Source organism: Pseudomonas sp. NUPR-001 (genome assembly GCF_052147955.1).
In the GTDB taxonomy this organism is placed as follows: domain Bacteria; phylum Pseudomonadota; class Gammaproteobacteria; order Pseudomonadales; family Pseudomonadaceae; genus Aquipseudomonas.
This window is the reverse complement of record NZ_CP197353.1, coordinates 2,886,938-2,910,354: the sequence shown is the minus strand read 5'-3', so window position 1 is coordinate 2,910,354 and position 23,417 is coordinate 2,886,938. Positions and strand designations below refer to the sequence as shown.

The window sequence follows — 23,417 nt, the reverse complement described above, 5'->3', positions numbered from 1 at the left end:
CCAGCGAATTCAAAATTTCTCTCTGTCGGCTGGTTAAGCCAAAATAGATGACGGTGCAGTCGCCACCAGCCTCAGGTTTTGAGGTCGTCCGGGTAGTCTTCGACTGGCAACTCCCCAACCGGGCCCTCAGGCTTTTGCTGCGACTCCTCAAAATGCATTGCCAGGCACAGATAGATAAGCGCCGCCCTGGACAGCTTCAGCATCAACAGGCTCTTCGCGTAGAGGTCATCCCTATCGAGCACAAATGCCAAGTGATCACTCAAGAGCCCAGAATGCTCGCCAATCCAATGGCAAGAATCCACGATTTTGGCGTACTTGTGCTCAAGGTGGTTTCTCAATTCATCAAGCGCCTGAGCATCAGGTCGAGCCACATACTTTAGCTCCTTGGAGTAGATGTCCTGGGATACCCAATACAGCGCGCGAAGCGGATGATTCCGCGTGGATACGAACTCATCACGCACAACCCGCGGCTGGAGTAGACGGCCATTTTTGTCCGATTTGAACCATACAGTCCGAAAACCTACCGCCTTCTCGGGTATGCCCAGCTTCCAGTAGGCGTTGATAAAGTAGGCAAGCTTATCCAGTAACGAATAGGCGCTGCGATAGGCAGTCTTGATCTGCTCTAGCCCCATGCCATAGAGCGCGTAATCGCAATTGAAGGCGAGTGACATGCCCCTGTCCGCCACATGACCGGGTTTGGCGTGATCCCCCAAATAGAGACAATGACGGGCGAACCCGTACTCCTGCTTCAGCTGGTTGTAAAAGCCGAGGTACGTGATTCCAGCCTTGGCATCATGACCGGGTAACCTCAGGACGTCTTGAGCGGCGGCGGGGAATGCTCCCAAGTCGTTCATGGGATTAAGGAATAGCTCTTCCTGAAGACACCATCGCCGGTAACGCCGTTCCTCCTTCGAGGAGCCGAGGCTGTGCTCTAACAGCTCTGCGTCACCATCGTCGTCGACGGACTCGGCCAGCCTGTCGTGATGCTGTTTGAAAAACTCTATCGCTTCAGGATAGGTCGCACCATCACGGCCCACGCCACCCTCGATGGCTGATGCCAGCTTGCGTCGGGCATGCACAAGGAGCCAATAGGTGTGATTAGGGTCGTAAAGCGCACTGCCGTATTGAGCCAAGCCAATGCCAAGGTTGCCCAGCGCCATACCCAGGATCGGATTGTCTTCCAAGGCGTTGCGCCATTCCCCGAGCGCCTCGATCCAACGTCCACACGCCCTGAGCGCATTGCCTAGATTACAATGGATTCTCGATCGAAGCATTGGTGCCAGCTCTTTAAAGCCTGAGTGCTGTACAGAGGCACGCAGGAAATAAAGCTGTTTTAGCAGAGCAGGGTGCTCTAGGGTATCGTCCTCCCATGACTGCACCTCCAGCTTCCTCAGCTCGGCCCATGCATTGGAACATGAGTAGTAAACGAGGCATCCGTTCTCCGGCTCGACGCGCGAAGCCACTAAGTCAGCTAGCTGCGTCGCATGCCGCAAGATGCCTTCATCGGCGCCATCACCTGCAGCATCGATCAATGAGTCATAGAGGCGTCGGAGACGAGGAGCGTCACCTGGGCTGCCGAGCTGTTCATTCAATGCCTTCAGAAGGTGAGAGCGGTCGTCGGCGTGGGGTTCATAACCCTGCTGAGAAAACCGGCTGGCGAAATCGTCCATGGGCAATCACCGCGATGAGGAGCTGATTATCTTAGCTGCCTTAGCCGACCGTCTACTAAGTCAAACCCCTGTCGCTCTCTCATGGGCGGCTATGAGGCATTCAACAGCTTTTCAAGCTGCGCATGCTCCCAAGTGCTCAATAACTCTACAGGGTCATTACTGTACGACTGCGACGAATTGAAAACGTACGCGCGGCCATCTGGGCTGTAGCAGCTGTCGCAGTAATCGAGGGCGTCGCAATCTTTGTAGAACGTGAGCACCCAGCCGTCGGCCTCGACTGTCATTGAGCCACAATGGATTTCAGCCCAAGACTGCTGGCCAATGCGGCGCATCGTGCGAACCCCTAGAGCAATGTCTCGCAGGATTTGATAGGCCTCGCGGGCTGTTAGTGGTTTTGCTGCCAAACGAAAATACCTGTGCGTATTGGGGCTTTCGGCCTGTTCGCGCCCGGCCTGGGCCGACAGCATGGTAAATGAAACTTGACGACTTGGGCGGGCTACGCGGCCATCAATTTGGGCTGTGCTGATATCCGCGACGGCTACACAACCACGCGGGTATACCGAATGACCAACCCCCCCGGTAGGAACCGGCCGAATCGTCTAGCCCCAATGGATTTTTCATGGCATATAGCTAGCACATCCAGGGAGGGATGGTGTCGGCCAGGTTGACGCTCAGCAACCCTCTCCCTGCCACTGAATCAGGTGAGGGCAGCGCTGTGTATCTTTCGGCTTTGAAAATCGAAAACTTCCGCCAGTTCGGCCAAGGCGGTCATGCGTTGAACATCCAGTTCAACGAAGGCGTGACTGCCCTCGTAGGTGAAAACGACGCGGGTAAAACCGCAGTGATCGATGCGATTCGCTACGTTCTGCAGACTCGTGATGCTGAGTATCTGAGGCTTCAGATTGAGGACTTTCACATCGCCAACGATGGCACCCAGGCGGAAGCCATCACTCTCAGGTGTACGCTGGAAGGACTGAGCTCCGCGGAACTCGGCGCTTTCGCTGAGTACGTGACCTACAAGGATGGTGTTGGGAGGCTCTACGTTCACTGGTCGGCTCGCCGCATCGTTGCCTCTGCCTCGACTCGTAAATGGGTCGACATCTCGATTCGTTCGGGTGAAAACGGAGAAGGCCCGTCCTTGGACGTGGGTGTACGGCAACTACTGGCCACCGCGTACCTGAAACCGCTGCGCGACGCAGAACGAGAGATGTCGCCGGGCAGAAACTCCCGCCTGTCTCAAGTACTCAGTAGTTTCCCGAATATTGACGCCGGCAGCGCCTTTGATCCTGCGGCGCTTCCAGCTGACCTTGCTGACGCTGAGGCCCTCAGTATTGCAGGCATGGGCGACTATCTTCGCCACCTGGTGAACAGCCACGGCGCAATCGTCTCCGCGCAGAAGGAAATCAACGACACCTACCTGCGTCCGCTCTCCCTTGCTGGCCAGCCACTGACAAGTCGCATTGGTTTCGGGGAGGCGGGAACGGATCCCGCCAAACTCAAACAGATCCTGGAGCGTTTGGAGCTGGGGCTGTTGGATCACGCCACAGGTGAAGCCCGCGGCGTTTATGGGCTGGGCTCGAACAACGTGCTGTTCATGGCCTGTGAGCTACTGCTGCTCGGTAAGGAGCCCGACGGACTTCCGTTGCTCCTCATCGAAGAGCCAGAAGCGCACCTACATCCTCAGCGCCAGCTCCAGTTGATGGAGTTTCTTGAGGCTGCGGCTCAGCCAGCTACAGGCTTGAGGCCGGTTCAAGTCATATTGACCACGCACAGCCCCAACCTGAGTTCGAAAATTCCGTTGCAGAACCTGGTTCTGATGCAGCGGCAGCAGGCGTTCTCCCTTGCAGAAGAGCAAACCTGCCTTGCTCCTGACGACTATCGCTTCCTCAGCCGCTTCCTAGACGTGACCAAAGCGGGTCTGTTCTTCGCCAAGGGATTGCTGGTCGTAGAAGGCGATGCCGAAGCCATTCTGTTGCCGTCGCTCGCTCGGCGACTTGGCAAAGATCTCACCAAGCATGGCGTATCGATCATCAACGTGGGCGGTGTTGGTTTGCGGCGCTACTCGAAAATCCTGCAGCGAAAAGACACCTCCAAGGGCGAGATATCCGTGCCTACCGCCTGCATTACGGACATGGACGTGATGCCGGACTGTGCCCCCGAGATTTTGAGTCTAAAGGGAGTAAAAGGGGCTGTATGGCCAGACAAAGCCGATCGACGCTGGCGCGCGATGAAAGACTTCGGTGCCACACCGCTTGACCTTGAAAAAGGACTCAAGGATCACCGCGAGAAGCGAGCAGAAAGTGACGGGCAATGCGTGCGCACATTCGTTGCGGATCACTGGACGCTTGAGTACGACCTGGCGTTCAAGGGGCTTTCGAAGGAAGTCCACCATGCCGCATACCTGGCCATCAATGAGGAAAAGATCGACGAAGGCAAGGAGACCAAGGTCACGCTGCTGAAGAAGGCGCGGACAGCTTTCGACAAGATCCAGACGACCTATGCCACCGAGGATGCAAGGTGTTCCGCGATCTACAAACTGTTCAAAAGAGCTTCTAAAGCGATCGCAGCCCAGCACCTGATCGATTTGATCGACCAGCGGTTTGAAAACAAAACCCTGGACGCCACGACGCTGCGTGGGCTGCTGCCCACTTATGTTGTCCACGCGATCGAGTACGCAACCGGAGGTGCCGCACTGACCACAACCTCCAGCCCGGCTCACACTCTCGTGGTGTCGGCAGCACCGGCAGGCTCAGCTGATCCGCTGGAAGAGGTCGCCGAATGACGCTTAGCCAACTGGTTGCCCCCATCACTGATGCCGATGTGGATTGGGTCATCAAGCTCATGGGGCTGGAAACGCTGGACGAGCCTCGTCGTGATTTCTTGAAATCCATGGATACCATCGATGTAGCGGCTTGCCCGGGGAGCGGCAAAACGACCCTGGTCGTGGCGAAATTGGCCATCCTGGCTCGCCATTGGAAGAGCCGTATGCAGGGTATCTGCGTGCTTTCACACACCAACGCGGCCAGGGAAGAGATCGAGAAACGCCTCGGCGGTACGGAAGTAGGTCAACGGCTGCTGCGCTTCCCTCACTATATCGACACCATCCATGGTTTCACCGGACGATTCTTGGCTTCACCATGGCTGCGCTCGAAAGGGATTGCACTGCAGGCCATTGACGATGACCTCACGCATAAGGCACGCCGAAGAAAGCTGACGGATAGCGAGCATTTTGGTGCTAAGACGGCCTTTGAGATGAAGCACAAAAGCCTCCACAGCTTGCGAGTCCGGTCTGCTGATTTCGATCATCCACTGGGGGATGAAGAAATCGGTTTTGCGCCACACACCGCCACCTACAAAAGTGTGGTGAAATCGCTGAGCGGCGCTGCCAAGGCAGGTTATTTCTGCTTCGATGAAGTGTTCGTGCTGGGCCACGCCTTACTCGACCAAGAGCCAGCTGTGGGCGGCGCATTGCGTCTGCGCTTCCCGTGCGTGTTGATCGATGAGATGCAGGACACCCAACCTGACCAGGCGGGCATACTGCAACGGGTTTTTCCCCACGATGACCCAGATGTTCGCGTCATCCGCGTTGGCGACCCAAACCAGGAAATCTTTGAGAAGAAGACACCACAGTCGGATCCGTTCCCTGACCCAAAGCGTCAGTTGGAGATCGCCAGCAGCTTCCGCTTTGATCAGGCCATTGCGTCGATTGCCAACCCGTTTGCCTATGTCCCGATCACAGATGGCTTGAAAGGGCTGCGGACTAAAGGCGAACCCAGCACCATCCCGAACACGATCATCGTCTTTCCGGACAAGGATGCAACCGGAGTGCTGGACGAATTCGGCAAGCTGGTGCTGAAACATCTACCGGAAGATATCCGCGAGAAGGGTGTGTTCGCCGTCGGCGCCGTGCATCGGCTTGAGAACTTCAAACCCAACCAGTACCCGAAAGCCTTGGAGCATTATTGGCCATCCTATCGGTCTGACACGACCAAGACGTCGTTCAAGCCCCGCACGTTTGCCGAGGGCGCACATATCGCGCGCCGCTATGCGATGAAGGAGCCCACGGCCAATTCAGCCGTTGAGCTTCTGGCCTCGTGTCTGATCAACCTCGGTGAGTTGGCTTTCCCTCGTAGCCTGGTTCAGATACGAGGTCGGCACCAAGCCGCTGTACATGAGAAATTCACGACCAAGCCCGAAGCCTTCGCTCGGTACCGCGAGTGTCTCCAGCAGATGCTGTTTGTGCCGTCCGAAATCACTCAGCAGGACTGGGTCAAGGTCATCGCACCGAAACTCATGGCGCTGGCTGCCGCGCTCTATGATTCTGAGGGTGTGGCAGCTGAAATCCTGGGCCGCCAATACCTTGCCTATGAGCCGGCTCCGGTTGCCACTGAAGCCGGAGAAACAGGGGGATCCCTTGTAAACACCTACCGTTTCCAGGATGTCTCCGCCGGCGTCGATATCCGGATGTCATCCATTCACTCGGAAAAGGGCAAGACGCACGCAGCGACGATAATCTTGGAGACCTTTAGGGGCAGCCACTTCATCCAGAAACTCATGCCATGTCTTGAGGGCAAAAAAGCAGCTACCAAGAGGCCTCAGGAAACAGCGAAGAAAGACATGATGCTGATGTACGTCGGGATGACCCGTCCGTCGCACATGTTGTGCTTGGCCATACGCCAGAGTTCATTGGGGGAGGGCGCTACTGGGGTAAAACGCAGGGCTGCGCTTGAGAAAGCTGGCTGGTCGATTCTGGAGCTTGCAGCGTCAGCACCCGCCCCTTAGTCACCGACCGCCACTGTGCGGACAGTAAAGCCCGATGCTTTGCCATGAATGACCAACAGCAAGGACGCAGCAATAATGAAACCCGAGATGTCAGAATTTTCCTACGGCTTCGCCTTCACCAACGAGCTGATCACAGCGCCTGGCGCTCATGTAGTGGCTGCCCCCGAGTTTCCTTCACTGCAGAAGGAGGGAAAACCGGGTGGTGGCTACGACGTCAAGATTCCTTTCGGATCGCCACTGTTTCTGCAGTTCAAGCTGAGCCATCGCTTGGAGCGCACAAACTGCAAGGAATTCACGCTGATGGGGGGCGCCTACTACCGTTGGCACCTGCATGCGTTACGGCATTCCGCGCAGCATGATTTGCTACTGGAGCTCGAAAACACGGGTAGCGAAGTCTATTACGTAGCCCCAGCGTTCCATCTAAGCGCCGAGCTCAATACGCATTACCTGTCGAAGCAGATCGTCGACAACTCATTCGGGTTCCGCCCCAATGATATCGGTGTGTTGCCTGACGATGATGAGCACTACGTCGTGTTCAATAGCCACCCTGTGGCCTACCGATGTTCGGATGACCCATCGCAAGTTAAAACCCACATGATGAGTGATCTTCTAGGTACCTCCCGGGATCAACGAGCCACCCGGGATCTGGATGAGGGCGGGATTCGCCAACTTGGCCAGCTGATCGTTGACGCGCTCCGTAAAAGCAGAGGCCGGCGCCTGATCGGGCACAAGTCGGTCAATCCAGATGAAGTCGCGCGGGCAATCGATGGCGAGCCTACGCTTCGCACGCTCGCATTTATTTCGCGTACAGTCTTGGACTCCGAGCTGCTCATCGTCAGAAATGAGCCAACGGCGAAGCGCATCCGTCGCAAGCGAGGGTAGGTGGGTAATGTGTCGTTTGGGCCCTGGACTCCAGCTGCAGTCTTGAAGGGTTCCCCACGACCGAGCAAATGTTGAGTTCTGGGGGAGCCTCATACGCATTCGGCTGGGCACCCACCGCCTAAGATCGGGATCTAAAAACTAAGGTTTACCTTAGTTTTTGCGGTTTTTGTCACGGTTGGCTAGAGAATCTTAGCTATGTCTTAGTTTTCCCCCGGCTGCACCAAGGCGATCGGGTGAACGGGTCGACTACGAGAGCCGCAGATTCCCATCTGCTTCGCCTTCGACAAGACATCACGAGACGCCCAGTGCAGAGGGAGGCATCAGACCCAGTTGATCATTCCTCGGTGGGTTAAGATCATTCAGCCGATGACAAAGTGAAGGGAGGGCGGCTATGGCAGTAGTGTTCTTTCTGCCGTGGGTAGCGGCTGCTGAAGAGCTGCGGATCGCTGACATGTGCTTGATGCCTTACGAGCGGGGGCGACTACCTGGCGAGCTTCTGGGCATCCCGCAGGCAGCTTTCGATGGTGTCTTGGGCAACTACGGCGACCGGGGATTCGGTTCTCAGCCCTCTCATCCAGTCCATCAGGCAGCGCTTGTCATCTGGAACGATGACACACCTGGCATGGAGGTTTCGGACGCTCAGATCCAGCAGCGCTTGGTGCAGAGTTCCTATCTTGCGTTCTCCGCCTTGGCAGGCCGATCGCTATGCTCAGCGTTCAAGTACTACAACGCCGACACACTCCAGGTCGTCGCGCAGAGGTTTGATATTGCCTCACCGGCTCACTCCTGCACGACCACCCGCCGGCGTGACGGTGGAACGCGAAACATGCTGGCGGGGAGTGGAGGGCTCAAGTTCATTCGGCCGTACCACGTCGACAATCGCGCGGGGATCTCGATCGACACGCCACTGCTCGAAGCACTGCTCAAGCTACCTGACGGGGAACTAAAGGAACGCATAGACGAGGCGATCGTGTCATTTCTCAGGGCCAATACCGATGCCCCATCCATGGATGAGCGATCCGAGCTGATCCTGATGAGGGTTGCCGTAGACACGCTGCTCAACGTCCCGCATGAAAAAGCTGCCTTCCGCAGGGCCATCAACGAGCACTTCGATGAGCTACCGAACCCGCCCACTTGGCATAAAGGAAACCTGGACGAGTCGTGGTGGCGCAAGCACTGGGACAAAAACGTCAATCGCCCGCTCGACGCCTGGGTTCACGATTTCTGTGCCGCTCGAAACGCCGCAGCTCATGGCCCCGCAAATGGTGAGAAGGGAAGCATCTGGCCTCGCCATAACCACCTAATTTTCTCGGCTTGGTTATTGCCCCTGATCGTCAAGAAGCTGCTTGTCCAAGGGGGGCTTTACGAATTCAGCGCTGAGGACAAGGTCGCCCGGGCGGGATTTGAAGTTTTTCTGGCTCACGATCTGCTGGCAACCACCGACGAGCATGAGAACCAGGTCTGGTGGCAGGTAGCTGAATCCGCGCTTTTCCTGCCGCTCTTCGCAGAGCGACTACGCCGAGCCTGTGAATGAGGGCAACAGCCTTAGCAGTGACCGCGTTTGGGCTTTGGCTCTTGAATCCTGAAATCCAGCACACGGGTCTGATCGAACTCGACTCTCCGACGCAGTTTAATGGCACCCTAGACATCGCTAGCAATGCCAAAACAATGCTACTCCAGTTCCCACCCCAGTAGAGACCGACATGTCCTTCACTCATGCGCATCAGACAGCAATGGCGCAGCAGCGCAACAGGGGGCGGTGCCTCCACTACGACAATGGGGCCCGCTGCGACGCCATCATCTCCGCGCACTCAATTCAGAAGGGTGGTCAGCTAAACCTGATCGTAGAACAGGGTCATGTCTACCAACTGTCCGCCGATCTCACCACGTTGAAATCCACCGGGGGTAAGCCTCAACTGAAGAAAGTAGGCATCAATAAGGTGTCCACCTTCCGTGGCATGTGCAAGCACCACGACAACAGGTTGTTCGCACCAATCGATGACAGACCGCTGGCATTCGATCACGAACAGATTGCTCTCTATGTGTACCGCAGCATTTGTCGCGAGTACTTCGTGAAAGAAAACGCCGCACGCTCTCTAGCAGCGATGATTGATCACCCTGGCGTACCTCAGGCAAACCGCCAACTGCTGCTGGACTCAGCTCAAGGACAGGCATTTGGTTTTCAACAACTCCACCGACACAAACTCATCTGCGATGCGGCAATTTCACAAGGCAATTTCGCGCAGTTTCGGTTTATCGCATTTCGGTCGAGCTCACCATGCTCGGTTCAGGCCTCAGGACTACTCTTCCCAGATTATGACTTTCTTGGTCGCAAGCTCCAGGATCTGGGGCCAGAGGCCGAGGCGCTCGACTTACTGACATTCTTTACCGCTCCCACGCAGGACGGTTGGGCGTACGTGCTCGCGTGGCATGTGTCGAGCGACCAATCTTGTCAGTGGGTGCGTGAGTCCATGCAGGAAGGGTTTATCCAGGGTGCAAAGCTTGAGGATATGCTGATGCGGCTTTCACTGGCCTGTGAGAATCATGCTATCCGAATCTCCTGGTGGGACGGTTTACCCCCATCGGCTCAGAGTGCAGGCCTTACCGCACTGTCAGTGGGGACTGACCCAAGAGTAGTAACACCACCAGACTACCTGGCTCATGGCTGTGAAGGCCTTGCTGACTGGACGTTTGAATATGTCCATGACGGTGCGGGAATGTAGGCCACTCGGTCTTCTAGGTAGGGCATGGATGCCCTCACTTGGGCTTAGGACTGACCTATCGGGAATTCGGGCTCGAAGAGACCGGCTGATCGGGATGATCGTACAGAGAGAACGCGATGAGATTGAACAAAGAATTGGTTCGAGAAATTTTGCTAGCAGTCGAGGCGAGCGACAAATCACCACGCTCTTGGATAAACCTTTCTAGTGAGGGGCACGGAGAGGAAGTGATCGCATACCACGTGATGCTGCTTGATGAAGCCGGCCTGCTTGTAGCTCAGGATCTCAGCTCCATGAGCAGGTTCGACTGGAGACCCAAACGTCTAACTATCAGTGGTCACGAATACCTCGACACCATAAGGGACAACGAGGTCTGGCGCCTTACCAAGGCTGGGGCTGAGAAAGCCGGAGGAGCGAGCCTGGCAATCATGCTTGAACTCGGAAAAGCCTATGGTAAGCAGGTGCTCAAGGATCGCCTAGGAATAGACATCCCTTGATGATCCCACGCCACCGCTATGCAGTGCTAACGGTGGACAACGGTTCAGAACCGCGCTGGTAATCGGGCTTAAAAACTGAGCCTGACATCCGCGAGGTTACCGATCGTAGGTGTTACCACCTGTACTGATCTTGTAGATGGTTTCGGAGTAGGGCAGACGCGCAATGATGGTGGTAGCGTTCACCACAGCTCCCATCGTCATGCCGCGGCAAAGCAGGTTCACATAGCCCTGGATACGCACGCACATCGCATCAGCGCTATCGATGAAATTCGTCTTGTTGAGGCGGAGCATGATGACTGTCCTTCCCTCAGGTACCGCTCCAATTGGCGGTACTGCGAAGATTGTGATCTGGGTGTAAACGACCAAGCAGAGTAGGGCGATACCCCCTGCGATTACAGCCTTTTTCATGGGATGAGAGTCCTATCTCAGAATCAATCGATGCGCTTAACGATGCCGAACCGGCCTTCTTTAAAGTCTGTTGCTCGAAGCACATCGGGAGCTGCCTGGTCGCAGCTGTAGGTCGCGTAGCTCACTGGCGGCCTGCCGAATCGATCCGAGCGACGATCTGCGCAACCTGAAGAGGAGGCAACAATGTACAGCGGCTTGATTATTGAGTCATTTGGGACTTGCAGCCCCATAGAGAAGCGGATGCTTGGCTTGTGAGCAAAATCGTTAGCGTCGTCGTGGTAGTTACCCAGGAAGGTTGCATAGCTACTCCAGCTAACGAACTCAAAGCCCATGACACCAAGCCGCTTAAGCTCACCACCGTTTGATGCGTAAACGATCAGAGGGGCCAGGCGGGGATCTTTGCTCTTGGACGAGTAGGTCACCTTCGCGGTGATGTACCGAGATCCACGCTCAGCTGATCGGTACTCATACTCATCCCCGTGGTCGTTGAAGCTCCATTGGCCGGCCACTTGAGCAGACTGAAGCGAGACGGCGCTGTCGTCCGCGGTGAACGAGCCTTTGACTGGGATTGCTTTCATTCCTAGAGCCGCCAGCCGGCGCTCTTCTTGTTCCTTAGCTTCGCGATCCTTGACCATTTTCTGCAAAAGGCCATTTCCGATCGTGGCTTCAGCGGAGTCGGCGTAGCGGGAGGTTAACGATGCCAAGGCTGTTTTCGCGGTCGTCTCGTCCCCTGCATCCACAGCTTTTCTTACCTGGGCTAAGAACACTGCCGGTGTCTCTTTGAGAGTCTTATTTTCCTGTTCGAGCTGAGTGATCCTGGTTTTCGCAGCTGCAATCTGTGCTTGCAGAGAACTAACATCTTCACGAAGACTCTCCGCCTGCTTTCTGTAGGCTTCGCCACCATCTCCACATCCCGTAAGGGAAAGAGCCATACAAGAAACCAGCAAACCATTCCTCACGAAACACTCCTTGGGCATTCCTCGCATCAGGCGTGGCAATTTAACATCATTCCGCAATCGTTGAAACTCTGCTGGAGAGAAACTCGCTCGCAAATCGCTACCTTGATAAGGCAAAAGAAGAGAAGGGTGCCCTCAAAACGAGTGCAACAACTAACCGGGGAATATCACGGACACCATCTAGGTAATATTCGGCTTTTTACCTGCGAGCTCCAGATTTGCGCGCGCCGAACGACGTACCTGGCTGAACGTCAACTGGGCGAGTTTAGCTGCAGTTTGTGGTGCATCTGGCAGCATCTCATCATTCCTTGCGGCATTCGCAATAGCCGCCCGATGCCGTTGAATCACGCCATGGGCACTGCCAGCAGTCATGCCATTCGACTTCCGATTTTCTTGCAGCGTGCAAACATCAGGAAGCGCATCTTTGGTCGTCAGTCCTCGAGATTCAACAAAGTCGTTCAAAATCGGAATGAATTGAGGGCAAAGCGGGCGCTCTGTTTCTAGAGGCGCTCCTGGGTTGTCAATGAATACCCAATGGCTACAGCCAGGCGGATCACCAAGCTTGGCCGACCGTGTATAAGTCATAAATTGGCTTAGCAAACCTACATACTGACCGTCCCGGCATAATCTAGCCAGTGGAATAGTCGTAAATCTCGCTACAGCTAACATGAATCGGCACATCTCGTATTCGGGGCTGGTATGGCGCCAGTACTCGAGGTGTGCGAAAAGCCAATCCATTTCCTTATGCGACAGATTTGCAGCGGCCATGCCCTTATCTGCCGGGGTTTCCGGAGTCTTAGCCATGACCGGAGCCGGCTCCTTCCGAACGCGGATACGCCACAAATAATTGAGAAAATGAAAGGTGATACCGTGTACCTTGCGCATGACTGTGCTGACGATCGGAGCCTCAGGGACGGGTCGATAGCATGGGCGCCATGCCGGGTTAATGGGCTGCTTTGTGAGAATCGGATGGCCTCTGAACAGGAAGCGACATCCAGCCGTACTCTGACTGATCCAATTGTCGTCAGGCTGCTTTATGAAGTGCAAAAATCGCGTAAGGCTCTCGTTATCCCATTCCGTCATGGGCCGCCGATCAATCAGAAAACTCCAGTTCAGCGCCATCTGTAGCACAGATGTGTAGTCCAAGTATCGACTAGCCCAAGGTGTTGGCTTGGTCTGCATTGACTCAATGATGAAGTCCGCGGCGTGACGACACATTTCGACTGGCAGGCAGGATGGGTCGACATCGGATAACCGTCGCTGTACATGGACATTTGCCGGGAAATCCATGCCTTCGTTTAAGCAGCGGACGAACGTCGACATCATGGGGAAAATTGGGAACGGGTCTGACGTCCAGTCCATGAGAAATGCACTTTTTGTGAGTTCAAGATAAGTGTAGCCGGGCGAGCTTCACGGATGTGGTTAGTCGTTTGTCGGATGCTGACGATGCGCCGATAGGAGGATGTTAGACAACCCATTTAGAAAGAGTACGATTAAACGACTGGAGGTTTGGATGCTTCAAATTTCCGCGCAAAGGGCGTCCAGTATCAAGAAACGATCCAGATGGACACGGAATCATGAAGGTCAGGACAAGGTCTTGAATTTCCTACGGTTCGAGCGTCCAGATTCAGAAAATTTTCGTCCGATCATTAGGAAACGCTGACACCTGAACCCTTACGACATAAAACAGGATTTAACATAATATACATTATGCGTAACATCCTATGTGGGCTTGGGGGCCTTGGGTGGACAGATTTGAAGCCTGGCTCAGCCCTCAATCGCTTGCCTGCATCTCTCGTCGGTACCTCGGCACTGTAATCCAGGATAATTGGATTTTGCGAGCCTTGCTCCTTGTGAAAACCGACCACGATAGCCAGCATCCACCACAGCAATCTCATCAGCGCTGGATCGGAAAATTTCCAGCGGTTCGACTCATACGGATACCGACTGTTGGTAAACAAAACACATCGCGGTATCTCTCCAAGGAATCTTCCTGGTTACCCAAAGCCAAGCTACGACGAATCACTTCGGCCAGCGCATGAAACAGCGCCAACAAAATACGACTGGTTTTGTTCGCGCTTCGCCAATGCTGGTGAACTGCCGTCAACGCTAAAACGCCGAGCTTGTAGACATCGCAGGATGTACCTTGATGCTGGTCAGGTACAGAAATGAAGGTTTTGAGTCGGAACTCCATACCAATCGCCGCGTTGACTTGGGCAACGCGTGTCAGGCAGCTGGTACCTCAGCAGATTTCAGTTAATTAGGAGCGTTTTTAAGCATCCTGCTCGGAAATGACCCATTTAGATCGCCGCCTCAGATAGCTGGAGTCCCTGGTTTTCGGGGCTTGTTACTCATTACACGTACCGACTATGCGTGCCTGGAAGGATGAGCTACCCTTCCCAATTAATAGCTTTAAATTATAACTACACTAAATAACTATTTAGTGTAGTTATAATGGCGCAAACTTGAGCGCCAACACCTTCCCCGCTGTCGTGACTCAAGCGACCTGCATCAGTTTCGCGTAGGCCTGCAAGTGATGATCATCATCGCCAAACTGTCGAGCCACCATCAGCAGGTGCTTGGCATGATGCGACAGGACGTACTCCCACGTCAGTCCAATGCCCCCGTGCAGCTGAATGCCTTGATCGGCAATAAACCGACTCGCACGACTGACGATGAATTTGGCCGCCGCCAATACCCGGCTACGCTCGTCACTGTCTGCCTGATCGGCTACACAGGCTGCAAGCAAGGTCATTGACGTGGCCTGGTCGAGTTCGATCTGCATGTCCACCATGCGGTGCTGCAATGCCTGAAACTTGCCGATCGGCTGGCCGAATTGCTTTCGGGTCTTCAGGTATTCGAGGGTCAGCTTGCACGACGCTTCCATGCTGCCGACCGCCTCGGCGCATTGCGCGGCGATGCTGCGACCTTGCTGATAACGCAAGGCAGGCAATGCCTCCCCTACTTCACCCAGAACCGCGCTGTGTTCGACAAATACCGCATCCAGCTGTAGGTCACAGGCTCTGCGCCCGTCGATGGTTGCAAACGAGCGCAGGTGTACGCCAGGCGTGTGCGGGTCGAGCAGGAACAAGCTGATGCCCTCCTCGTCACGGGCTTCGTGGTTGGTGCGGGCCGAGACAATGATCAGGCCGGCGCTTTGGCCGCCGACAACCACCGATTTGCGCCCGTCAAGCTTCCAGCCTCCGGCAACAGGCTGGGCAACGGTCTGTACATCGTGCAATTGGTAGTGGCTCTGCGGCTCATCCAGCGCCACGGCCATCTGCAAACTGGCGCTGCCGAGTGCTGGCAGCAGCGTTTCTTTCTGCGCTTCGCTGCCCAGTTGGCTGATCAGCCCCCCGGCGAAGACGATGGAATGCAGGAAAGGCTCCAGGCACAACCCACGTCCCAGCTCGGTGCTGATCAGCATGGTGTCCACACCACTGCCGCCAAATCCGCCATAACGTTCGGCAAATGGCACAGCACAGAGTCCCAGCTCGCCCAATTGTTGCATGAAGGTGGGGCTGAAACCGGCTTCGCTTTTACTGAACTGCTCACGCTGTTCAAAGCCATAGGTGTCACGCACCAGGCGCGCTGCGGTTTCCTGCAGCATCAACTGCTCTTCGGTCAGTTTGAAGTCCATGGTGGGGCCCCCTTACAGTTCAAGAATCATTTTGGCGATGATGTTTTTCTGGATCTCGTTGGAGCCGCCATAAATCGAGGCTTTTCGTGCGTCCAGGTACTGATAGGTGGCCGTGCTGCTGTACTCGGTGTACAGCAGCGCCTCGTCGCTATAGCCCAGCTCATCCTCAATGAATGGCATGGCATACGGCCCCACAGCCTTGCTGATCAGGTAGGTAATGGCCTGGCGAATCTCGGTACCCTTGATCTTCAGGATCGAGCTTTCCGCTCCCGGCGCACCACCATCGCGGGCGGCGGCCAAGGTGCGCAAATTGCTCATTTCGGCGGCCATCAGTTGCATTTCCACTTCGGCGATCTGGGCGCGGAACAGCGTGTCTTCAATCAGTGGTCGGCCATCGCGTACTTGTTCAGTGGCGATGTACTTGAGGCGTTGCAGCAGTGCTTTGCTCTGAGCGATGCCACCGATGCTGGTGCGCTCATGGGTCAGCAGATACTTGGCGCAGGTCCAGCCTTCGTTTTCACGACCGACGAGGTTCTCTACCGGTACACGCACGTTGTCGAAGAACACCTCGTTGACTTCATGCTCACCGTCCAGGGTGATGATGGGCCGGATGGTAATGCCCGGGGTTTTCATGTCGATCAGCAAGAACGAGATACCGCGCTGTTGCTGGGCCTCAGAATCGGTTCGTACCAGGCAGAACATCCAGTCGGCGAAGTGCGCCAGGGTCGTCCAGATTTTCTGGCCATTGACCACATAATGCTCGCCATCACGCACGGCACGGGTCTTCAATGCGGCCAGGTCCGACCCGGCGCCGGGCTCGGAATAGCCTTGGCACCACCAGTCTTCACTGCTCAAAATACGCGGCAGGAAGCGCTGCTTTTGCTCGGCGGTACCAAACTTGATCAGCACCGGGGCAACCATTTTTACCCCAAACGCCACCACACGCGGTGCGCCATGGGCATTGCATTCTTCTTCGAACAGGTGCTTTTGCACGGCGTTCCAGCCGGTACCGCCGTACTCCTCTGGCCAACCCGGCGCCAACCAGCCCTGCTTGTTCAGGATGCGCATCCATTCAATCTGATGCGCTTTGCTCAAGCGCTTGCCTTGCTGGATACGCTGGGCGAATTCAGCAGGCAGGTGATCCCGAAGAAAGCCGCGCACCTCCTCACGAAACGCCAGCTCGTGCGGCGTGAAATCTATGTCCATCAATCAACTCCAGGTAGGGGCGTATGTAGGAGCGAGCTTGCTCACTCCTACAGGGGTTGGGTGGTTAGTCGTTGAAGACGATCACCGAGCGTGCGAGTTCGCCACGGCGCAGTTCGTCGAAGGCCTCGTTGATCTGTTCGAGCTTGATGCGCTGGGCGATCATTTCGTCGAGCTTGAGCTTTCCGGCCATGTAGAAGTCCACCAGTCGCGGCATGTCTACCGGGAAGCGGTTGGAGCCCATCAACGAACCCTGGACACGACGCTCGTGCAGCAACTGATAAGGGTCGAGTTCGATTTTCAGGCCGGGTTTGATCATGCCGATAATGGTCGCGGTACCGCCCCGAGCCAGCATGGCGAAGGCCTGTTCGGCCGTCTGTTTCAGACCGATGCATTCGAAGGCGTGATGGACGCCGCCACGGGTCAGCTCCAGTACCATTTTTGCCGCATCGCCGTCCTTGGCATTGACCAGGTCGGTGGCGCCGAATTGCTTGGCCAACTCCAGTTTCGAGTCGAGCATGTCAATGGCGATGATCCGCCCTGCCCCAGCCAATGCCGCACCGTTGATGGCGGCCAGGCCGATCCCGCCGCAGCCGATGACCGCGACGGTTTCACCCGGGCGCACTTTGGCGGTGTTGAATACTGCCCCGGTGCCCGTGGTGACCGCGCAGCCAAGCAATGCGGCGCGGTCCAGGGGCATGTCGCGACGAATCGCCACACAGGCGTTCTCATGCACCAGCATCTGCTCGGCATACGCCGACAGGTTGGCGAATTGCGGCATCGGTTTTTGCACATAGGTCAGGCGCGACTCTTCGTCTTTGTCGCGCTTGGTTTCCGGTGATACACAACGCGCCAGATGGCCGGTGACGCAGTGCTCGCAATGGCCACAAAACACCGTCAGGCAGGTGACCACGTGGTCACCGGGCTTGACCGAGCGCACTTCTGAGCCCACCTGCTCGACCACACCGGCGGCTTCGTGCCCCAACACGATGGGGCCAGGGAACGGAAACGCCCCCTCAATCACATGCAAGTCGGAATGGCAGACACCCACAGCCTTGGTGCGGATCAGCACTTCACGCGGGCCAGGCTTGCTGATGCCCACGTCCTCGATGACCAAGGGGGAACCAACCTGATGGAAAACGGCAGCTTTCATGACATTTCTCTCAATACGTTAGGCACAAGGGTTAAGGGCGGTCAGACCGCAGGACGGTAAACGGCCTTGGCATGGCTGAAGGTGCGGAATCCGTCGATGCCGTGATAGGCGCCCATGCCACTGTGGCCGACCCCACCGAACGGCAGGCTTTCTAGCCCGGCGTGGTGCATCACGTCGTTGAGCGTCACGCCACCGGAGCAGGTTCGGTTGAGCACCAGCGCTTGCTCGGCGGCGTCGTTGCCGAAGTAGTACAGGCCCAGCGGACGCGGGCGTGCGTTGATGTAGGCGATAACATCGGTAATGGATTCGTAGGGTTTGATCGGCAGCAATGGCCCGAAGATTTCGTCTTGCATGACCTGCAACTGGTCACCGGGGTCGCGCAACAGGGTCGGCACCATTTTGTTGTGCGCCGCCTGGCTGAAGTCTTCACCTGCCGGGTTCAGTTCGATCAGTTCGACCCCGGCCTCCCTGGCCTCGTCGAGGTAGCCCTGCAAACGCTCAACATGCCGTTGGTTGATGATCGAGGTGTACTCCGGGTTGTCCTTGAGCTGCGGGAACCACTTGGCGACGGCGGCACTGGCGACCTTGATGAAGTCGTCCATGGACTCTTTCGGTACGAACACATAGTCCGGCGCCACACACAGCTGCCCGGCGTTCATCAGTTTGCCAAGGATGATTTTGCCGACCGCGGTCTGGAAGTCTGCGCTGCGCGAGATGATGGTCGGTGATTTGCCACCGAGTTCGAGGGTCACCGGTACCAGATTTTCCGCTGCCGCTCGCAGTACGTGCTTACCGATGCTGGTCGCGCCGGTAAAGAGCAGATGATCGAAGGGTTGACTGCAGAAGGCCTGGGCAACTTCTGGCCCACCGGTGATCACGGCGACTTCGTCTTCGCTATAGACCGAGCTGATCAAGCGGGCAATCAGCGCCGAGGTATGCGGGTTGAACTCAGACGGCTTGATCATCACCCGGTTGCCAGCGGCCAAAGCCCCGGCCAGGCCTTTGAAGACCATGTTGCCCGGTACGTTCCAGGCGGTGACGATGCCCACCACACCCAGAGGCTGGTATTGAACCCAGGCTTCACCGCTGCGCGCTTGACGCGTCTCGGGGCGCATCCACTCCTTCAACTCGGCCTGGGTCTGCTTGAGCGTGGCCAGCGGCGAAAGCACTTCGCTGCCGCGTGAAAAGGTCGGGCTGCGCTGACCGAAGTCAGCGGACAGCGCATCGACGATGGCTTGTTCGTTATCACGCAACAGGCCGATGGCGCGCTCGATCAACTCACAGCGCTGTTCGACACTATAAGGTTCACTGGCCAGGAAGGCCGCTCGTTGCCGTACCAGGATCGCACGGATATCGACACCACTGGGATGCTCAATAGCGCTCATCTCAACCTCTGCTTTTGTTGTCAGTTATGGGTTGAGTCCATGGTTGACCATCGTCCCTGCAGCAGCGCCACCCGGATCAGGTGGCGGGCGCCCCCACCTGTTTCAGGCAAGTATGCCCATGGATTTCGCGCTGTTGATGGCCTGGGTACGGCGGCAGGCGCCGAGTTTGACGTTGATGTTCTTGGCGTGGGTTTTCACCGTGTTCACCGAAATAAACAGGCTATTCCCCACCTCTCGTACCGACATGCCTTCGGCCAGTAGTTTGAGCACCGAGACTTCCCGCGGTGTCAGCTCATCTTGATAGTTCGAGCCCTGACTGGCAGGCGCCCTCACCTGCGCGTCTGAGTCGGCCAGCACTTGGACCGATTGTTCAGTGTCCCCGGCAATGCGTATCAAGCATTGCCGGGCTTCGCTGGCCAAGGTGATGAAACCCACCTGCTCACATTCCACCAGCAAGGTGCGCAACTTGCGAACTGCCCGATCAACCTCGCCGGTCTGATAGGCAGCCTGTGCCAGCAACAACTGATTGCGTTGACGCAAAGAAGGCATCAGCAATGGCGGTGAGTTGGCTGCCGGCTCCTGAAGATAGGCATCAAGTGCCTGGCTGACCTGCAACAACGGCTCCCAACGCTGCTCATGCGCCAGAATGCGCGCGTTCTGCAAGGCGATGGCGCTGCTGTAGCACGCCGAATGGATCTTGCCCCAATGCATGCGCCGCTCCGCTTCGTGCAGCAGCCATTGGGCGTCTTCATACCGCCCACGACGTGCAGCCAGTTCCGACAGCATCAGGTAGCCGAACAAAATGAACGGCGCGGAGCAATCTCGTACCTGCACCAGGCCGGTTTGCAGCACTTGCTCGGCCGCACGCTCTGAACCTTGCAGCAACAGTAACTCGCCCTTGAGAAACAGCAAGCGCCCAAGCAATGGATTGGGCTGGCCAGTGTTGCCGGTTACATACTCCAGTTCCTTGTCCAGCAAAGCCTCGGCCATACCGGGTTGCCCTTCGAGCATTTTCAGACGGATACGATCCGTGTTGACCAGCACCTCGGCGTCCCGGCTGCCCTGACGACGTGCCAGTTCGACCGCCGCCTCCAGCAGCTTGCGCGATTCGGGCAGGTCGCCCTCGATCATGGCTATCCGCGCCAGGGTCGATAGGCACAACAGCACCGACAGCCAGTCCTGGGCATTCAAGCCCTCGCGCGCGGCCTCACAGTGCAGGCGCGCCTGGCGTGTGTTGCCACGCATTGCTTGCAGGCTGCCGTACAACGCTTGCCAGTTCGCCAGCAAGCGGTGGTTTCGGCTGGGATCGGCCATTGGCAGAAATTGGCGCAACTGCTGCAGGCAGTGTTCGGCTTCATCCAGTCGACCACTGAACAGCAAGGCCCGGGCACACAGATAGATCAGCCGCGGGCTGCTCTCCAGCAAGTACGCTGGCAAGCGATCACGCCAGATCATCAATCGATCCAGGTGGCGATCGCTGAGCAACCAGGTCAGGCGCAGACGTTCCATGTAGCTGGCCGCCACTTCTGGTTGCTCTGCACTGAGCGCCTGCTCGATGGCATCGTCAAAAAGGCCCAGTGAGCTCAACAGCTGACACGAACGCAGGCGCAAGCGATTCAAGGTCGCCGCGTGCAATTGGTCTTGCAACGCATGGGCCACGGCGGGCAGCAAGCGATACCAGTGCGCCTGGCCATCGACCGGAACGATAAACGCCTGGCAACGCAACAAGCGCTCAAGTACCTGACCGCCGCGCTGCTCTTCCCACAGTTGGTCACACAGTTGCACACAGACTTTCGACAGGTGCGCCAAGCCGAACAGCACCTCGCGCTCGTCGGCATCCAGACGTGTCAGCAGCTCGTAGTGCAGGTAGTCGCGCAGCACCGGTGCCGAGCTGAAGTCCGGCGTTACGCTGTGCATCGGCCGCGACAACAGCAGGCGCACCCCGGCGCACCAGCCCTGGGTTTCAGCCCACAACGCCTCCCTGCAACGGGTATTGGTCTTGTGGCGCAGCTGGTTGATCAGCGCTTCGAATTCATCACGGGTGAGCGCCAACTGCGCGGTGTTCAATTCCAGCAGTTCGCCTTCCAGTACCAGTCGCGGTAGATTCCAGTCCGGGCGCTGGCGACAGCTGACCAGCACCTGGATCGAGCTGTTACGCACGGCAAGCAGTTGCTCAATCCAACTATTGAGCTCGATTGGGTTGTCTGCTGCCAGGTCGTCAAGCACCAGCCAGAACGCTGCCACGCGAGTCTCAAAGTGTTCCAACAGTGCTTCAGGCGTGGTGTCGGGTGCCAAGCCAAGCGCCTGGGCGACAACCGCGCAGAGGCTGACCAATGCTTGCGGCTGCCCGCAACAATCGACCCAGGCCTGCTGCTCGCCGGGTGCGTGACTTTCCATGAACTGGCTCAGCAGCGCGGTTTTGCCATATCCCGCCGGTGCACTCAGCAGCCGCAAGCGCTTGCGCTCGGTGAGCAACTCGACCAGACGAGGCCGTGACAAGTAGTCCGTGGGTAGCCTGGAGAGCGACAGGCCAGGATTGCGCACCGCGATTGTGTTGAGCCCAAGACCCTGCATAACAGACCTCGTTCAATGAGAAAACCGCATTGAACCAATGGTTGTACAGGCGGGCTTTGCGCGGACCACCCGCATCAGGTGGCAGAGGATTGGGTTGACCGGCGGGGTTTGGCACAACACCCTGCGAGCAGGGTGTTGTTGTTTCAGGCAACGGAATCAGCGAATGCCGTCGTTGCGCAAGGCGGCGGGGGTAAAGTCATTCATCGACGCCTGAATGCCGTACTGGATGCCTTTGGGCGACTCGTTCAGCAGGTTCAGCACGATGTAGCGGCCGGCGGTCAGGTCATAGATCGATTGCATGGCATAAGAGGCAATGCCATTTTCGTAGTCATTCATCTGGAAGCCTTCACCGACACGCCACAGCTGGCCACGGCCGTCGTAGTGGTCGACTTCGACCAGCGCCCAGGTGTCCTCGTCGAAGTACATATGGCGCTTGGCGTAGATGTTGCGCGCACCTTGTTTGAGCGTCGCTTCCACTTCCCACACCCGGTGCAGTTCATAGCGGGTCAGGTCCTGATTGATATGCCCGGGTTTGATGATGTCGTCGTACTTGAGCTTGGGCGATTGCAGCTTGTAGTTGTTGTACGGAATGTACATTTCCTTCTTGCCGATCAGCTTCCAGTCGTAGCGGTCCGGTGCACCGTTGAACAGATCGCCGTTGTCCGACGTGCGCATGCCATCGGCCGCCGTCCCCGGGCCGTCGTAAGCCACTTGCGGCGCCCGGCGAACCCGGCGCTGACCGGCGTTGTACTGCCAGGCCATGCGCGGCTCGTTGACCTGGTCGATGGTTTCGTGCACCAGCAGCACGTTGCCCGCCAGACGCGCCGGGCCAGTCACCCGCTGCTTGTAGTAGTAGATGACGTTGTCGGCCTGACCCTTGCCGACTCCCTGCATGTACTGCGGCGCGGCCATTTCGTCTTCCATCTGCACCACGCTGTAGGAGCCGTTGGCCTGTGGCGTGATCTGCGCGCTGGTGCGCTGGAAGTTCTGGCCGCGATAACGGGTGGTGTGGTTCCACAGCACCTCGATACCGCTCTTGGGGATCGGGAACGGGTAATAGCGGGTTTCAGAGAAATTGAGCAAGGCGTTGCCATCGGCCGACAGTCCGGTGGTCACGGCACTCTTTTTCGCCAGGTCATAGATGTGCTGGGGCGACGCCGCGGTGCGGTGAGTGGGGTACACGGGAATCTTGTAGGTATCGGCGTAGCGCTGGAACATCGCCATTTGCCCGGCGCTGAGCTTGTCCTTGTACTGCGCGGCATTGGCCGCCGTGATCACGAACAAAGGCTTTTCCGCTGCGAATGGATCGCTTAAAAAGCCGTTGTTATACGCCCCGGCGCCCGGTTTCAGACCGCCGTTCCAGGCCGGGATGCTGCCATCGGCGTTGCCAGCCTTCTGACCGCCCAATGGCGTCAAGGTCGTGCCCAATTGTTCCGCTTCCTGGGGTGACACAGCCGCCATCACACCGCTAGCCAGCAATGACAGGCTCAATACACCAACGCGCAGTACTTTTGTTGTTTTCATCGTCAGGCTCCTCCGCCAGATGT

General features: G+C 57.0%; 18 protein-coding genes. 6 read left to right on the top strand and 12 right to left on the bottom strand.

Features of this window, described 5'->3' with window-relative positions:
• Positions 1-71: 71 nt before the first annotated feature.
• Positions 72-1,670 (bottom strand): LA2681 family HEPN domain-containing protein, encoded by a 1,599-nt coding sequence (locus tag ACP6KB_RS13105; RefSeq protein ID WP_442114146.1) that lies wholly within the window; start codon positions 1,668-1,670, stop codon positions 72-74.
• 89 nt (positions 1,671-1,759) lie between these two features.
• Positions 1,760-2,074: a DUF7693 family protein gene (locus ACP6KB_RS13100; RefSeq protein ID WP_442114300.1), complete on the bottom strand. Its 315-nt coding sequence runs from the start codon at positions 2,072-2,074 to the stop codon at positions 1,760-1,762.
• Between the two features lie 260 nt (positions 2,075-2,334).
• Between ACP6KB_RS13100 and ACP6KB_RS13095 the strand changes: the two genes are divergently transcribed.
• The 6 genes from ACP6KB_RS13095 (at position 2,335) to ACP6KB_RS13070 (ending at position 10,551) form a co-directional block, all read left to right on the top strand.
• Positions 2,335-4,452 (top strand): ATP-dependent nuclease, encoded by a 2,118-nt coding sequence (locus ACP6KB_RS13095; protein ID WP_442114145.1) that lies wholly within the window; start codon positions 2,335-2,337, stop codon positions 4,450-4,452.
• Complete coding sequence (locus ACP6KB_RS13090; RefSeq protein ID WP_442114144.1) at positions 4,449-6,452, top strand: UvrD-helicase domain-containing protein; 2,004 nt, start codon at positions 4,449-4,451, stop codon at positions 6,450-6,452. Before ACP6KB_RS13095 ends, ACP6KB_RS13090 begins: the two co-directional genes overlap by 4 nt.
• 75 nt (positions 6,453-6,527) lie before the next feature.
• Positions 6,528-7,334 carry a hypothetical protein gene (locus tag ACP6KB_RS13085; protein WP_442114143.1) on the top strand — a complete coding sequence of 269 codons (807 nt, stop codon included), beginning with the start codon at positions 6,528-6,530 and terminating at the stop codon, positions 7,332-7,334.
• 391 nt (positions 7,335-7,725) lie between these two features.
• Positions 7,726-8,868: a hypothetical protein gene (locus tag ACP6KB_RS13080; protein WP_442114142.1), complete on the top strand. Its 1,143-nt coding sequence runs from the start codon at positions 7,726-7,728 to the stop codon at positions 8,866-8,868.
• A gap of 169 nt (positions 8,869-9,037) precedes the next feature.
• Positions 9,038-10,057 carry a hypothetical protein gene (locus ACP6KB_RS13075; RefSeq protein ID WP_442114141.1) on the top strand — a complete coding sequence of 340 codons (1,020 nt, stop codon included), beginning with the start codon at positions 9,038-9,040 and terminating at the stop codon, positions 10,055-10,057.
• Between the two features lie 116 nt (positions 10,058-10,173).
• Positions 10,174-10,551 (top strand): DUF2513 domain-containing protein, encoded by a 378-nt coding sequence (locus tag ACP6KB_RS13070; protein WP_442114140.1) that lies wholly within the window; start codon positions 10,174-10,176, stop codon positions 10,549-10,551.
• A 96-nt stretch (positions 10,552-10,647) separates the two neighbouring features.
• Here the strand turns inward: ACP6KB_RS13070 and ACP6KB_RS13065 are convergent, their stop codons facing one another.
• From ACP6KB_RS13065 to ACP6KB_RS13020, 10 genes are all read right to left on the bottom strand, one after another.
• Positions 10,648-10,842, bottom strand: a complete 195-nt coding sequence (locus tag ACP6KB_RS13065; protein ID WP_442114139.1) for a hypothetical protein — start codon at positions 10,840-10,842, stop codon at positions 10,648-10,650.
• A gap of 140 nt (positions 10,843-10,982) precedes the next feature.
• Positions 10,983-11,918, bottom strand: a complete 936-nt coding sequence (locus ACP6KB_RS13060) for a hypothetical protein (RefSeq protein WP_442114138.1) — start codon at positions 11,916-11,918, stop codon at positions 10,983-10,985.
• A gap of 177 nt (positions 11,919-12,095) precedes the next feature.
• A complete protein-coding gene (locus ACP6KB_RS13055) occupies positions 12,096-12,719 on the bottom strand; it encodes a hypothetical protein (RefSeq protein WP_442114137.1) in 624 nt (207 codons plus the stop codon).
• A gap of 1,093 nt (positions 12,720-13,812) precedes the next feature.
• Positions 13,813-14,109, bottom strand: coding sequence for a hypothetical protein (locus tag ACP6KB_RS13050; RefSeq protein ID WP_442114136.1), 297 nt, complete (start codon positions 14,107-14,109; stop codon positions 13,813-13,815).
• A 303-nt stretch (positions 14,110-14,412) separates the two neighbouring features.
• Positions 14,413-15,555 carry an acyl-CoA dehydrogenase family protein gene (locus ACP6KB_RS13045; protein ID WP_442114135.1) on the bottom strand — a complete coding sequence of 381 codons (1,143 nt, stop codon included), beginning with the start codon at positions 15,553-15,555 and terminating at the stop codon, positions 14,413-14,415.
• A gap of 12 nt (positions 15,556-15,567) precedes the next feature.
• A complete protein-coding gene (locus ACP6KB_RS13040; protein WP_442114134.1) occupies positions 15,568-16,761 on the bottom strand; it encodes an acyl-CoA dehydrogenase family protein in 1,194 nt (397 codons plus the stop codon).
• 64 nt (positions 16,762-16,825) lie between these two features.
• The gene (locus tag ACP6KB_RS13035; protein ID WP_442114133.1) at positions 16,826-17,911 is read right to left on the bottom strand and encodes a Zn-dependent alcohol dehydrogenase; all 1,086 of its coding nucleotides are present in this window, start codon (positions 17,909-17,911) and stop codon (positions 16,826-16,828) included.
• A 41-nt stretch (positions 17,912-17,952) separates the two neighbouring features.
• Complete coding sequence (locus ACP6KB_RS13030) at positions 17,953-19,296, bottom strand: coniferyl aldehyde dehydrogenase (RefSeq protein WP_442114132.1); 1,344 nt, start codon at positions 19,294-19,296, stop codon at positions 17,953-17,955.
• Positions 19,297-19,398: 102 nt separating this feature from the next.
• Complete coding sequence (locus ACP6KB_RS13025) at positions 19,399-21,870, bottom strand: LuxR C-terminal-related transcriptional regulator (RefSeq protein WP_442114131.1); 2,472 nt, start codon at positions 21,868-21,870, stop codon at positions 19,399-19,401.
• A 156-nt stretch (positions 21,871-22,026) separates the two neighbouring features.
• A complete protein-coding gene (locus ACP6KB_RS13020) occupies positions 22,027-23,394 on the bottom strand; it encodes a DUF1329 domain-containing protein (RefSeq protein WP_442114130.1) in 1,368 nt (455 codons plus the stop codon).
• Between the last annotated feature and the right edge of the window lie 23 nt (positions 23,395-23,417).

Bases quoted from the DNA above. Each gene is read 5' to 3' on its own strand.
- ACP6KB_RS13075 (WP_442114141.1), top strand. From the start codon at position 9,038: ATGTCCTTCACTCATGCGCATCAGACAGCAATGGCGCAGCAGCGCAAC.
- ACP6KB_RS13030 (WP_442114132.1), bottom strand. From the start codon at position 19,296: ATGAGCGCTATTGAGCATCCCAGTGGTGTCGATATCCGTGCGATCCTG.
- ACP6KB_RS13055 (WP_442114137.1), bottom strand. From the start codon at position 12,719: ATGGCTAAGACTCCGGAAACCCCGGCAGATAAGGGCATGGCCGCTGCA.
- ACP6KB_RS13035 (WP_442114133.1), bottom strand. From the start codon at position 17,911: ATGAAAGCTGCCGTTTTCCATCAGGTTGGTTCCCCCTTGGTCATCGAG.
- ACP6KB_RS13105 (WP_442114146.1), bottom strand. From the start codon at position 1,670: ATGGACGATTTCGCCAGCCGGTTTTCTCAGCAGGGTTATGAACCCCAC.
- ACP6KB_RS13050 (WP_442114136.1), bottom strand. From the start codon at position 14,109: ATGGAGTTCCGACTCAAAACCTTCATTTCTGTACCTGACCAGCATCAA.
- ACP6KB_RS13040 (WP_442114134.1), bottom strand. From the start codon at position 16,761: ATGGACATAGATTTCACGCCGCACGAGCTGGCGTTTCGTGAGGAGGTG.
- ACP6KB_RS13020 (WP_442114130.1), bottom strand. From the start codon at position 23,394: ATGAAAACAACAAAAGTACTGCGCGTTGGTGTATTGAGCCTGTCATTG.
- ACP6KB_RS13085 (WP_442114143.1), top strand. From the start codon at position 6,528: ATGAAACCCGAGATGTCAGAATTTTCCTACGGCTTCGCCTTCACCAAC.
- ACP6KB_RS13025 (WP_442114131.1), bottom strand. From the start codon at position 21,870: ATGCAGGGTCTTGGGCTCAACACAATCGCGGTGCGCAATCCTGGCCTG.
- ACP6KB_RS13065 (WP_442114139.1), bottom strand. From the start codon at position 10,842: ATGCTCCGCCTCAACAAGACGAATTTCATCGATAGCGCTGATGCGATG.
- ACP6KB_RS13080 (WP_442114142.1), top strand. From the start codon at position 7,726: ATGGCAGTAGTGTTCTTTCTGCCGTGGGTAGCGGCTGCTGAAGAGCTG.
- ACP6KB_RS13045 (WP_442114135.1), bottom strand. From the start codon at position 15,555: ATGGACTTCAAACTGACCGAAGAGCAGTTGATGCTGCAGGAAACCGCA.
- ACP6KB_RS13070 (WP_442114140.1), top strand. From the start codon at position 10,174: ATGAGATTGAACAAAGAATTGGTTCGAGAAATTTTGCTAGCAGTCGAG.
- ACP6KB_RS13090 (WP_442114144.1), top strand. From the start codon at position 4,449: ATGACGCTTAGCCAACTGGTTGCCCCCATCACTGATGCCGATGTGGAT.